This window comes from Streptomyces sp. NPDC036822 (assembly GCF_055609145.1).
Window position 1 is genome coordinate 59,880 of sequence record NZ_JBVJPY010000010.1, and the last position, 12,313, is coordinate 72,192.

The following is a 12,313-nucleotide window of genomic DNA, read 5'->3' on the forward strand; positions in this document are numbered from 1 at the left end:
TCCGAAGCATGGCGCAGAACGGTGAGAGCACGTTCACGGTGATCGTGGCGGCGGTGGCGAACCTCGGGATCGCCGCCGCCAAGGCGGTCGCGGGCCTGATCAGCGGATCGAGCGCGATGCTCTCCGAGGCCGCCCACTCGGTCGCCGACACGGTCACCGAGGTCATGCTGCTGACCGCCCTCAAGCGGAGCGCGAGACCGGCCGACGAGGACCACCCGCTCGGTTACGGCGGAGAGCGCTACGTCTGGGCGCTGCTCGCCGCCGTCGCCACCTTCGTCGGCGGCGCGGTCTTCTCGGTCTACGACGGCGTCCACACCCTGACCCATGGCGAGGAGCCGGGCGACCCCCTCGTCTCGTACGTGGTGCTCGGCGTCGCCTTCCTCCTGGAGAGCTACTCCCTGCGCACGGGCCTCAAGCAGGTCAAGGGCGAGGCCGAACGGGTGCGGGCGCCGTTCGGGCGCTATCTGCGGCTCACCCCGGACACCACCGTCAAGGCGGTGGTCATGGAGGACTCGGCCGCGCTGGTGGGCCTGCTGCTGGCGGCCGGCGGCCTGCTCGGCGGTCAGATCACCGGCTCGGGCGTGTGGGACGGCATCGCCTCGATCCTCATCGGCGCGCTGCTCGTGTACGTGGCGTGGGTGCTGGGCCGCTCCAACGCGCAGCTGCTGATCGGCCGCCCGCTGCCGCGCGCGATGCGGGAGGAGGTCGTGGAGGAGCTGCTTACCGTGCCGCACATCATCGGCGTGCTGGAGCTGACGACGCTCATCCAGGGCCCGGACGAGGTCATGGTCGCCGCGAAGATCGACTTCCGGGACGTGGCCTCGGCGGGTCAGGTCGAGTGGGCCTGCGAGGAGGCCGAGCAGCAGCTGAGGGAACGTTTCCCGGCGATCGGCCGGGTGTATCTGGATCCCACCCCCGCCCGCCGGACATGACGCGCCGCGTGGGGGCGCTCGACCCGCGCGGCGACGGCGGGGACGGGGCGGCATCAGCCCTGCGTCAGGCCCGCCGCGTCCAGCAGGTAGGCGGTCATCGGCTCGTAGTGGCGCGGGTCGACGACGTGGTCGTCGAGCGGGATGGTGACCTGCATCGTGCCCTCCGCCTCGCCGATGAAGAGGGCGGGGTCGTTGCAGTCGGCGTAGCCCACGGAGTCGATGCCGCGCTGCCCGGCCCGCCCGGCCCAGCCGTGGTCGGCGACCACGAGGTCGGGCCGCGGCTCGCCCATGTGCTCCAGGCCGTCGAGGATCGCGTTCATGGGCTCCGGCGAGTGGGTGTGCCAGAGGGTCGCGCCCCGCTCGAAGACGGCGACGTCGGCGAACTGCACGACGTACCCCTCGTCCGCGGTGAGTCCGCCGGGAATCCGCACGATCTCGCAGCCGGCCGCCCGCAGACCTGCGGCGACCCGGCTGTGGGCGTCGATCAGCGCGCCGGGGTGCCCGGTCGCGAACAGCACCCGCTCCTTGCCGGCGGCGGCCTTGCGCAGCCGGGCGGCCATCCGGTCGAGGCCGTCGACCGTCAGCTCCGGGTCGATGGTGTCCTGGCCGGTCCGGTGGGCGGGGTCGTCGTTCACGCCGCACCGCTCGGCCATGACGGCGAGCACGTCCTGCTCGTCCGTCCACCGGTCGCCCAGCTCCAGGCCCAGCCAGTAGTGCCGGTCGCCGTTGGCGAGCTTGCGGTAGTGGGAGAGGTTGTTGTCGCGCGGGGTGGCGACGTCCCCCGCGATCCGGGTCCGGACGAGGTGCTCGACGAGGGCGGGGCGGCTGAGTATCGGCATGATGCACATTCTGCCGTCCGCCACGGCCTGTGGCCGCCTCGTTTCGCCCCGTGGACGTCAGCTTCGGTTCCGGCGGCCCTTGTCGGGGTGTCCCGCCAGGGTCACCGCGCGCAGCAGCCACTCCACCGGGCCGAGCCGGTGGCGGCGCATCAGCCACCCGCTGAGGAGCAGCTGTCCCGCGTACAGGACCAGGGCGCCGACGAGGACGGCGACCGCGCCGACCCGCCCGTAGAGGGCGAGTCCGTAGCCGGTGAAGACGAGGGCCAGGACGAGGGACTGTGTCAGGTAACCGGTGAGCGCCATGCGGCCGGCGGGGGCCAGCAGCCGGCGGGTGGCGGCGCCGCGCGGCGTCCGCATCCACAGCAGGAGGGCGCTGCCGTACGCGGCGGTGAGCGCCGGGGCGGTGACCATGCCGACGACGAAGGTGAGGGTCTCCCAGCGGTACGGGAGCGCTCCGGACGCGCCGGCCGCCATGAGGAGCGAGCCCGGCAGGCCGCAGGCCACTCCGTACGCGCGGATGCGCCGCAGCCGGTCGGTGCCGAGGGTGTCTCCGGCGAGCAGCCGCCGCTTGCCCGCCGCGGCGCCCGCCAGGAAGGCCGCGGTGATCAGGCCGCCCGCGAAGAAGAGGGCGCCCACGACCTCGGACCAGGCGGACAGGTGGGCGGCGATGACGTCGGCCGGGGCGCCCCGGTAGGCCCTTGTCAGCCGCGCGGTCTCCGCGCTCGTGTCCGGTGCGCCGTCGGCGCCGTCCCCGGTCAGGAGCGCGAGCAGGACGGCGGCGGTGAGCAGCAGCGCGGAGGTCGCCGCGTGGACCCACCGGGCGGCGGTCCACAGCCGGCCGGCGGAGGCTCCGCGCGCGGCGAGGAGGATCAGGCCGAGCACGGCGTACATGGCCAGGATGTCGCCGGTGTAGAGCAGCGCGAAGTGCAGGAGCCCCAGGACGAAGAGGCCGAGGAGCCGGCGCAGCATCCGCGGGACGAAGCGCGCCCCGGCCCGCTCGGCGGACTCCTGCTGGAGGGTGAAGCTGTAGCCGAAGAGGAACGAGAAGAGCAGGTAGAACTTCGTCTCCACGAACGCGATGACCAGGCCCTTGGCCACCAGGTCGGGCGTGTCGCCGGGGACGGCCGGGACGCCGGCGATGACCAGCGCGTTCACCAGCAGGATGCCGCCGAGCGCGAAACCGCGCAGGGCGTCCACCTCCTGGATGCGCCGGCCGCCCTCCGCCGGAAGGGTGACGGCGTCCGTCGCTTCCCGTGCCATGGCCGTGCCCCCGTGCTCGGTCGTCTGGGTCGTGTGCGAAGAGGCCCGTCCGGGCCGCGGCGGCCGGGTCGTGCCCGGCACGTCCCGCCCGGGCCGATCCGTTCCGGGCCGTCGCTAGCCCACGGACAGGGCGCCGAAGGCGCCGTGGGCGAGGCGGCGGAGCAGCTCCTCCATCGCGGTGCGTCCCAGCGCCGCGAGGTAGGGCGTGGAGTTCAGCAGACCGAAGACCGCGTGCACGGCCGCGCGGGCCTCGCTCTCGGACGCGGTCGGGTGGAGCTGCCGTACGACCGCCACCCACAGCTCCACGTACTGCCGCTGGAGCTGGCGGACCCGCTTGCGGTCCTCGTCCTTGAGCCGGTCCAGCTCGCGGTCGTGCAGGGTGATCAGGGGCCGGTCGTCCAGGGCGAAGTCGATGTGCCCGTCGATGAGCGAGCCGAGCAGCGCCCGCGGGTCGCCGGTCGTCTCGCCGACGCGGAGCCGTCCGCCGTCGAGGAGCCGTTCGCTGATGCCGACGAGGAGCTCGGCCAGCATGGCGTCCTTGCCGGGGAAGTGGCGGTAGAGGCCGGGGCCGCTGATGCCGACGGCGGCTCCTATCTCGTCGACGCCCACGCCGTGGAAGCCGCGCTCGGCGAAGAGGCGGGCGGCCTCTTTGAGGATCTGCTCGCGTCGCGTCGGTGCGTCAACCCTGGCGGTGGTGGTCATGGGATCGATTCTAGACAACGCGGTTAGCGGTCGTTAACCTGAACGACATACGTTAACGCTCATTAACCGAGCAAGGGAGCTCAGTCGATGCAGCAGGCACCTGTGCTGACGAGCGCGGCGGACCCCGCCTCGCCGGCCTGGCAGGCCAACGAGGCAGCCCACCACGAGCTGGCCGCGACCCTGCGCGCCAAGCTCGCGGCGGCCGCGCTCGGCGGCGGCGAGAAGGCCCGCGCCCGGCACACCGCGCGCGGCAAGCTGCTGCCGCGGGACCGGGTGGACACGCTTCTGGACCCGGGTTCGCCCTTCCTGGAGCTGGCCCCGCTCGCCGCGCACGGCATGTACGGCGACCAGGCACCGGCGGCCGGGGTCATCGCGGGCATCGGACGGGTCTCCGGCCGCGAGGTCGTGATCGTCGCCAACGACGCCACGGTCAAGGGCGGCACGTACTACCCGATGACCGTGAAGAAGCACCTGCGGGCGCAGGAGGTGGCGCTGGAGAATCGTCTCCCCTGCCTCTACCTCGTGGACTCGGGCGGCGCCTTCCTGCCGCTCCAGGACGAGGTCTTCCCCGACCGGGAGCACTTCGGCCGGATCTTCTACAACCAGGCCCGGATGTCCGGCGCCGGCATCCCGCAGATCGCGGCCGTCCTCGGTTCGTGCACGGCCGGCGGGGCGTACGTCCCGGCGATGAGCGACGAGGCCGTGATCGTCCGGAACCAGGGCACGATCTTCCTCGGCGGCCCGCCGCTGGTGAAGGCCGCGACCGGCGAGGTCGTGACGGCCGAGGAGCTGGGCGGCGGCGAGGTCCACTCCCGTACGTCCGGGGTCACCGACCACCTCGCCGAGGACGACGCCCACGCGCTGCGGATCGTCCGGAACATCGTCGCGACGCTCCCCGACCGCGGCCCGCTGCCCTGGTCGGTCGAACCGGTCGTGGAGCCGAAGGTCGACCCGGCCGGGCTGTACGGCGCGGTGCCGGTGGACTCCCGTACGCCCTACGACGCCCGCGAGATCATCGCGCGGATCGTGGACGGCTCGCGCTTCCAGGAGTTCAAGTCGGAGTACGGACAGACGCTGGTCACGGGCTTCGCCCGGATCCACGGCCACCCGGTGGGGATCGTCGCCAACAACGGCATCCTGTTCTCCGAATCCGCCCAGAAGGGCGCCCACTTCATCGAGCTGTGCGACCAGCGCGGGATCCCGCTGCTGTTCCTCCAGAACATCTCCGGCTTCATGGTCGGCCGGGACTACGAAGCCGGCGGCATCGCCAAGCACGGCGCCAAGATGGTCACCGCCGTCGCCTGCACCCGGGTCCCGAAGCTGACGGTCGTCGTCGGCGGTTCGTACGGCGCGGGCAACTACTCGATGTGCGGCCGGGCCTACTCCCCCCGCTTCCTGTGGATGTGGCCCAACGCCAAGATCTCGGTCATGGGCGGCGAGCAGGCCGCGTCCGTCCTCGCGACGGTCAAGCGGGACCAGCTCGGGGACGGGTGGAGCGCGGAGGAGGAGGACGCCTTCAAGGCCCCGATCCGCGAGCAGTACGAGACGCAGGGCAACGCCTACTACGCGACGGCCCGGCTCTGGGACGACGGGGTCATCGACCCGATGGAGACCCGGCAGGTCGTCGGCCTCGCGCTCACCGCCTGCGCCAACGCCCCCCTGACCGAACCCGCCTTCGGCGTCTTCCGGATGTGAGTGACAGATGACCATGTTCGACACAGTCCTCGTCGCCAACCGCGGCGAGATCGCGGTCCGCGTCATCCGCACGCTGCGGGCCATGGGTGTCCGCTCGGTCGCCGTGTACAGCGACGCCGACGCCGACGCCCGCCACGTGCGGGAGGCCGACACGGCGGTACGCCTCGGCCCCGCCCCCGCCGCCGAGTCCTACCTCTCCGGTGAACGGCTGATCGAGGCCGCGCGGCGGACCGGCGCGCAGGCGGTCCACCCCGGGTACGGCTTCCTCGCGGAGAACGCCGCGTTCGCCCAGGCGTGCGCGGACGCCGGACTCGTCTTCATCGGGCCGCCGGCCCCGGCGATCTCGCTCATGGGCGACAAGATCCGGGCCAAGGAGACCGTGAGGGCGGCGGGCGTCCCCGTCGTGCCCGGCGCCGCCGATCCCGAGCTGGAGGCCGCCGCGCGCGAGCTGGGCGCGCCCGTCCTGCTGAAGCCGTCGGCGGGCGGCGGCGGCAAGGGCATGCGCCTGGTGCGGGACCTGACGGTGCTGACGGAGGAGATCGCGGCGGCGCGGCGCGAGGCCCGATCCTCGTTCGGCGACGACACCCTGCTCGTGGAGCGGTGGATCGACCGGCCACGGCACATCGAGATCCAGGTCCTTGCCGACGCCCACGGGAACGTCGTCCACCTCGGGGAGCGCGAGTGCTCCCTCCAGCGGCGCCACCAGAAGATCATCGAGGAGGCGCCCAGCGTCCTGCTCGACGAGGGCACGCGCGCCGCGATGGGCGCGGCGGCCGTGGAGGCGGCCCGGTCCTGCGGCTACGTCGGCGCCGGAACGGTCGAGTTCATCGTCCCGGGCGTGGACCCCTCCTCGTACTACTTCATGGAGATGAACACCCGGCTCCAGGTGGAGCACCCGGTGACGGAGCTGATCACCGGCATGGACCTGGTGGAGTGGCAGCTGCGGGTCGCCGCCGGGGAGCCCCTCTCCTTCGGCCAGGCGGACGTACGGCTCGACGGCTGGGCGATCGAGGCCCGGATCTGCGCGGAGGACCCCTCCCGCGGCTTCCTGCCGTCCGGCGGAACGGTCCTGTCGCTGAACGAGCCGCAGGGCGACGGGGTCCGCACGGACTCCGGGCTGAGCGAGGGCACGGAGGTCGGCAGCCTCTACGACCCGATGCTCTCGAAGGTCATCGTGCACGCCCCCGACCGCCCCACGGCCCTGCGCCGGCTGCGCGCGGCCCTCGCGGACACGGTGACCCTCGGCGTCCCGACCAACGCGGGCTTCCTGCGCCGGCTCCTGGCCCATGGGGACGTCGTCTCCGGCGACCTGGACACCGGCCTCGTGGAACGCGAGGCGGACGGCCTGGTCCCCAAGTCCGTACCGGACGAGGTCTACGCCGCGGCGGCCGCCGTACGGCTCGCCGGGCTGACCCCCTCCCCCACGGCAGGCTGGACCGACCCGTTCTCCGTGCCGAACGGCTGGCGCGTCGGCGGCCGTCCGGCCCCCCTTGACTTCCCCTTCCGCGTCGCGGGACTCGAACCCGTCACGGCGCAGGCACCCGCCGGGGCGAGGGTCACGGACGAGTCGGTCACCGTCCATCTCGACGGCCTCACCCACCACTTCCGGCTCGCCCCGTCCCCGGACGGGATCTGGCTGGGCCGTGACGGGGACTCCTGGCACGTCCTCGACCACGACCCCGTCGCCGCCGCGCTCTCCGGCGCCCGGCTCGGGGGCGCCGACACGCTCGCCGCGCCCATGCCGGGGACCGTGACCGTCGTGAAGGTGTCCGTCGGCGAGGAGGTCGAGGCCGGGCAGAGCCTGCTCGTCGTCGAGGCCATGAAGATGGAGCACGTCATCTCCGCCCCGCACGCCGGCACCGTCACCGAGCTGGACGTCACACCCGGCACCACCGTCGCCATGGACCAGATCCTGGCCGTGGTGACCCCGAGGGAGGAATCATGACCACGGGCCTGCCGATGACCGTGCCCGCCGCCGGGCTCCCCGCCCGCGTCCGCATCCACGAGGTCGGGGCCCGCGACGGGCTGCAGAACGAGCAGACCGTCGTGCCGACCGCCGTCAAGGCCGAGTTCGTCCGGCGGCTCGCCGGGGCCGGGCTGACCACCGTCGAGGCGACCAGCTTCGTCCACCCCAAGTGGGTGCCCCAGCTGGCCGACGCCGAGGAGCTGTTCCCCCTCCTGCGGGGCCTGCCGGCACGCCTTCCCGTGCTGGTGCCCAACGAGCGCGGCCTCGACCGCGCCCTCGCCCTCGGCGCGCGCGAGATCGCGGTCTTCGCTTCCGCCACCGAGTCCTTCGCCAAGGCCAACCTCAACCGGACCGTCGACGAGGCGCTGGCCATGTTCGCGCCGACCGTCACGCGGGCCATAGAGCAGGGCCTGAAGGTCCGCGGCTACCTCTCCATGTGCTTCGGCGACCCGTGGGAGGGCGCGGTCCCGGTCGAGCAGGTCGTCCGGGTCACCAAGGCGCTGGCCGAGATGGGCTGCGACGAGCTGAGCCTCGGCGACACCATCGGCGTCGCCACCCCCGGGCACGTCGAGGCGCTGCTGACGGCGCTGAACGAGGCCGGGGTCCCCACCTCCCGGATCGCCGTGCACTTCCACGACACCTACGGCCAGGCGCTGTCCAACACCCTCGCCGCGCTGCGCCACGGTGTCACCACCGTCGACGCCTCCGCCGGCGGCCTCGGCGGCTGCCCGTACGCGAAGAGCGCCACGGGCAACCTCGCCACCGAGGACCTCGTGTGGATGCTCGACGGCCTCGGCATCGAGACCGGGGTCGACCTGGCCGCCCTCACCGCCACCAGCGTGTGGATGGCCGAACAGCTGGGCCGACCGAGCCCTTCCCGTACCGTCCGCGCGCTCGCGGCGAACTCTCACAAGGAGTCCTAGCCATGTCCCTCGACCACCGGCTCTCCGAAGAGCACGAGGAACTCCGCCGCACCGTCGAGGAGTTCGCCCACGACGTCGTCGCCCCGAAGATCGGCGACTACTACGAGCGGCACGAGTTCCCCTACGAGATCGTCCGCGAGATGGGCCGCATGGGCCTGTTCGGCCTCCCCTTCCCGGAGGAGTACGGCGGCATGGGCGGCGACTACCTCGCCCTCGGCATCGCGCTGGAGGAACTCGCGCGGGTCGACTCCTCCGTCGCCATCACCCTGGAGGCGGGCGTCTCGCTCGGCGCCATGCCGGTCTACCGCTTCGGCACCGAGGAGCAGAAGCGGGAGTGGCTGCCCCGGATGTGCTCCGGCGAGATCCTGGGCGCGTTCGGGCTGACCGAGCCGGGCGCCGGTTCGGACGCGGGCGGTACCCGCACCACCGCCGTGCGCGACGGCGACGAGTGGGTCATCAACGGCTCGAAGTGCTTCATCACCAACTCGGGTACGGACATCACCGGCCTGGTCACGGTCACCGCCGTGACCGGCCGCAAGGAGGACGGCCGTCCGCTGATCTCCTCGATCATCGTGCCCTCGGGCACGCCCGGCTTCACCGTGGCCGCGCCCTACTCCAAGGTGGGCTGGAACGCCTCGGACACCCGCGAGCTGTCCTTCGACGGCGTACGGGTCCCGGCGGCGAACCTGCTGGGCGACGAGGGGCGCGGGTACGCGCAGTTCCTCCGGATCCTCGACGAGGGCCGGATCGCCATCTCGGCCCTGGCGACGGGCCTGGCGCAGGGCTGTGTGGACGAGTCGGTGAAGTACGCCAAGGAGCGCCACGCGTTCGGGCGGCCGATCGGCGACAACCAGGCGGTCCAGTTCAAGATCGCGGACATGGAGATGCGGGCGCACATGGCCCGGGTCGGCTGGCGTGACGCGGCGTCGCGGCTGGTGCTCGGCGAGCCGTTCAAGAAGGAGGCGGCGCTGGCGAAGCTCTACTCCTCGACGGTGGCGGTGGACAACGCCCGCGAGGCGACGCAGATCCACGGCGGCTACGGCTTCATGAACGAGTACCCGGTGGCGCGGATGTGGCGGGACTCCAAGATCCTGGAGATCGGCGAGGGCACGAGCGAGGTCCAGCGGATGCTGATCGCCCGGGAGCTGGGCTTCACGGGCTGAGGCGGGCGCGGGGCGGCCTGGTGTGCGGCCGCGCTCCGCTCAGCGGATGACGACCGGTGGACGGCGGGGCTTCATGCCCCGCCACTGCCCGGCGGCAGGCGGAAGCGAACCGTCCCGCACACATCACCACGCATACCTGGAGCGGACGAGGCTCGTGGGGCTGGAGGGGCGCTTCCCGACCGGACAGGCGCACGATGTGCCGGTTGGTGCTGCGGGACCGGCGAACGATGTGCCGGTGGGGGCTGCGCCCCGAGCGGGACGGACACCGCGCCCACGGCCGAAGTGCCGGCCCCGCCGATCCCCCGGCCGAGGGTCCGCCCGTGCCGGGTGAGCGCTTCACGCCCCGGCTTCCTCCACGATCACCAACGTGCCACGGCTCCCCGGGCCGACAGCGTGCCGGGCACCCGCCGGCACTCGGTACATCCCGCCTGCCTCCACCGCGACCCGGACGCCCTCCACCAGCAGTTCGAGCCGCCCGTCGAGCACCAGCAGCACCTCATCGGCCCCGTGGACCTCTTCCAGGACCGGGCTGCTGTCCATACGCAGGACTTTCACACAGGCCCCTCCTACCTCTGCCAAGGAGGAGGAACTCCAGGCAGCCGGCAGCGCGGCCGCTGTCTCCATGACATCGATCGAACTCATCGCATGCCTCCCTCGGGCTGCTCCCACCATGACGTGAGCAGCCCGCGCATCGCCTTCAACGGATGCCGAAAAGCTATCTGAGCAGGGACGATCGCCGGTCGACCGTTTGGCAAAACCTCTCCCCCGGCGACGGCTCGACACCCGACCGGCGTTGCGTGAGGAGCCATGAGCCACCACCAGGGCCGACCCTCCGCGCCAAAGGCGGGAGCCTCCCTCCAGCCCACCGGCCGTCACCAGCGGGGCATGAAGCCCGGCCACGCACCAGCCGCCACCCGCCGAGCCGGTGCCGTCACCGCCCCATGCGACTACCGCGCAATGCACCCACGGAGCCGCACGCGCGGCCACGCCCCCGGCCGCCCTCCGAGTGTGAAAAGGCGTCCGAAGACGACGGGTCAAGGGTGGGCGCAGCCCATCGCGCAGCGACGCGACGAGGCACGAGGAGCGCCCTTGAGGCGACGACGCGGGACGCCACACTCGGAGAGAGGGCGGCCGACCCAGAAGCCCTCCGGCGCCGGCACCCGGGCGCCCAAGGCCGGATGCAGGACCGGGCCTCAGCCCAGGCGCCCCTCGACCGTCGCGCTCACGAACGCGGCGAACGCGGTCGGCGTGGCCAGGAAGGCGGGACCGTCGGGGTTCTTGGAGTCCCGGACGGCGACGTGGGCGTCGAGGTCGGCGACCTCGACGCATTCACCGCCCGTGTCGGAGCTGTGGGAGGCCTTGCGCCAGGCGGCGGAGCCGAGGGGCGCGCACTCGACGCACTGACCGCCAGTGTCGCCACTGAACGAAGACTTACGCCAGCGTGCGCCCGCCAGGTTCTGGTTGGTCCCCATAACGTTCCTCCATCACACGGGCGATCAGGGCAGCCGAGTCCTCCACGGAGAGAGCCGCAGCCTGGAGGTGATCGTAACGGAGCGAACCCTCCCTGATAGCTGCCGGATCAGCCGTCATGTGGCCTTGGACAAAGTCCTCGGTGTACACGATGTCCGGGTCGTCCTCGAAGCGCAGCAGGTTGAACGAGCCCATCAGCCCTGCGTGTGCACCGACCGTGAATGGCAGGACCTGGACCTTCACCCACTTGCGCTCCTGCATGACCAACAGTTGCGCGAGTTGGTCCCGCATGACCGCCCGACCTCCGATCTCCTCATGCAACACCGCCTCGCTCATCACCACCCAGATCAACGGCGGAGTCTCCCGCTCCAGGATTCGCTGACGCTCGATCCGAGCATCGACCTTGGCGTCCAAGTCGTCCTCGGTTCGGGCCCCGAGAACTGCCCGCGCGTACTCAGGCGTCTGAAGCAGGCCGTCGACAAGCTGCGCCTGGAACGAGTAGATACAGGTCGCCTTCGCCTCCATCTCCGCGTACGGCTGGAACCAGTTCGGCAGCTGGCTCTTCAGCACCAGACCCACCAGCCGCGAGAACACCCCGCCCGTCATCAGCGCCGCGTCCAGCTGCTCCGAGAACCGCCGCGTCGGGACCTTCTTCGCCGTCTCGATCTGGCCGATCAGCGACGCCGTGCAGAAGACGATGTCCCCCAACTGCGCCTGGTTGAGGTTCGCCTCCTCCCTCAGGCGGCGAAGCTCCGCTCCGTAGTAGTCCAGCGGCGAGGCGCTGGGATCGAGGCTGCGGATGTTGACCACGACGAGGTCACCCCCAAGCTCACGCATCACTGCGTTCGTTTCGACTCGTAGCCGAGCGTAACCATCCGACTCCATCCTGGTGGCATGAATCACGCAACCGACCTCTATCCGGCGGAAGTTCCGTCGAGTTACCGCATGGGCTTCACCGTCGGTGAACACTCCGCAGGCCACATGCGTCGCATCCTGCGCATCTTCCTCACCCGTTGGGGACTCGACCACCTCGCGGACGCCGGCGAGCTCGCGCTCGGCGAACTCGTCGCCAACGTCGTCCGGCACGTCCCGGGGCGGAGCTGTTCCGTGCTGATCCTGCGTGAGCCGCACGGCCTGCGCGTGGAGGTCGCCGACGCCGTGCCCGGGCCGCTGCACGCCAAGGCGGCGGAGCCGCTCGCGGAGGGCGGGCGGGGGCTCGCGCTCGTCGAGGCCGTGACGGACCGCTGGGGAGTGGAGCCGTCGACGGGCGGCAAGACGGTGTGGTTCGAGTGCGACGCCCGAAACACCTAGAAATACCGGGACATGACGGGCGGAGCCGTGTGACGTACGACCCGGGGGCCAC

At 72.0% G+C, this 12,313-nt stretch carries 12 protein-coding genes; 6 read left to right on the forward strand and 6 right to left on the reverse strand.

Annotated elements, in window-relative coordinates; all coding sequences use genetic code 11:
• Window positions 1–8: 8 nt before the first annotated feature.
• Window positions 9–932, forward strand: a complete 924-nt coding sequence (locus tag ACZ68P_RS22625) for a cation diffusion facilitator family transporter (protein ID WP_471008914.1) — start codon at window positions 9–11, stop codon at window positions 930–932.
• A gap of 53 nt (window positions 933–985) precedes the next feature.
• Here the strand turns inward: ACZ68P_RS22625 and ACZ68P_RS22630 are convergent, their stop codons facing one another.
• The 3 genes from ACZ68P_RS22630 to ACZ68P_RS22640 all read right to left on the reverse strand — a co-directional run bounded on the left by ACZ68P_RS22630 (window position 986) and on the right by ACZ68P_RS22640 (window position 3,733).
• Window positions 986–1,771 carry a phosphatase gene (locus ACZ68P_RS22630; protein ID WP_471008916.1) on the reverse strand — a complete coding sequence of 262 codons (786 nt, stop codon included), beginning with the start codon at window positions 1,769–1,771 and terminating at the stop codon, window positions 986–988.
• 57 nt (window positions 1,772–1,828) lie between these two features.
• Window positions 1,829–3,031, reverse strand: a complete 1,203-nt coding sequence (locus ACZ68P_RS22635) for a DUF418 domain-containing protein (RefSeq protein ID WP_471008917.1) — start codon at window positions 3,029–3,031, stop codon at window positions 1,829–1,831.
• 114 nt (window positions 3,032–3,145) lie between these two features.
• A complete protein-coding gene (locus ACZ68P_RS22640; RefSeq protein WP_471008920.1) occupies window positions 3,146–3,733 on the reverse strand; it encodes an SACE_7040 family transcriptional regulator in 588 nt (195 codons plus the stop codon).
• Between the two features lie 87 nt (window positions 3,734–3,820).
• Between ACZ68P_RS22640 and ACZ68P_RS22645 the strand changes: the two genes are divergently transcribed.
• The 4 genes from ACZ68P_RS22645 to ACZ68P_RS22660 are packed head-to-tail and all read left to right on the forward strand — an operon-like array spanning window position 3,821 to window position 9,480.
• A complete protein-coding gene (locus ACZ68P_RS22645) occupies window positions 3,821–5,428 on the forward strand; it encodes a carboxyl transferase domain-containing protein (protein WP_471008923.1) in 1,608 nt (535 codons plus the stop codon).
• 7 nt (window positions 5,429–5,435) lie between these two features.
• Complete coding sequence (locus tag ACZ68P_RS22650; RefSeq protein ID WP_471008925.1) at window positions 5,436–7,373, forward strand: acetyl/propionyl/methylcrotonyl-CoA carboxylase subunit alpha; 1,938 nt, start codon at window positions 5,436–5,438, stop codon at window positions 7,371–7,373.
• Window positions 7,370–8,317, forward strand: a complete 948-nt coding sequence (locus tag ACZ68P_RS22655) for a hydroxymethylglutaryl-CoA lyase (protein ID WP_365721812.1) — start codon at window positions 7,370–7,372, stop codon at window positions 8,315–8,317. The genes ACZ68P_RS22650 and ACZ68P_RS22655 overlap by 4 nt, the downstream gene beginning before the upstream one ends.
• A gap of 2 nt (window positions 8,318–8,319) precedes the next feature.
• A complete protein-coding gene (locus ACZ68P_RS22660) occupies window positions 8,320–9,480 on the forward strand; it encodes an acyl-CoA dehydrogenase family protein (RefSeq protein WP_365721814.1) in 1,161 nt (386 codons plus the stop codon).
• Between the two features lie 336 nt (window positions 9,481–9,816).
• Here ACZ68P_RS22660 and ACZ68P_RS22665 read toward each other — a convergent pair whose 3' ends face one another.
• From ACZ68P_RS22665 to ACZ68P_RS22675, 3 genes are all read right to left on the reverse strand, one after another.
• The gene (locus ACZ68P_RS22665; RefSeq protein WP_471008927.1) at window positions 9,817–10,020 is read right to left on the reverse strand and encodes a cupin domain-containing protein; all 204 of its coding nucleotides are present in this window, start codon (window positions 10,018–10,020) and stop codon (window positions 9,817–9,819) included.
• Window positions 10,021–10,673: 653 nt separating this feature from the next.
• Window positions 10,674–10,952 carry a DUF397 domain-containing protein gene (locus tag ACZ68P_RS22670; protein WP_471008929.1) on the reverse strand — a complete coding sequence of 93 codons (279 nt, stop codon included), beginning with the start codon at window positions 10,950–10,952 and terminating at the stop codon, window positions 10,674–10,676.
• Entirely contained in the window at window positions 10,912–11,760 is an 849-nt protein-coding gene (locus ACZ68P_RS22675; protein WP_471008930.1) for a helix-turn-helix domain-containing protein, read from the reverse strand. Before ACZ68P_RS22675 ends, ACZ68P_RS22670 begins: the two co-directional genes overlap by 41 nt.
• A gap of 84 nt (window positions 11,761–11,844) precedes the next feature.
• Here ACZ68P_RS22675 and ACZ68P_RS22680 point away from each other — a divergent pair, with 84 nt between their 5' ends.
• Window positions 11,845–12,261 carry an ATP-binding protein gene (locus tag ACZ68P_RS22680; RefSeq protein WP_471008931.1) on the forward strand — a complete coding sequence of 139 codons (417 nt, stop codon included), beginning with the start codon at window positions 11,845–11,847 and terminating at the stop codon, window positions 12,259–12,261.
• The last annotated feature ends 52 nt before the right edge of the window (window positions 12,262–12,313 follow it).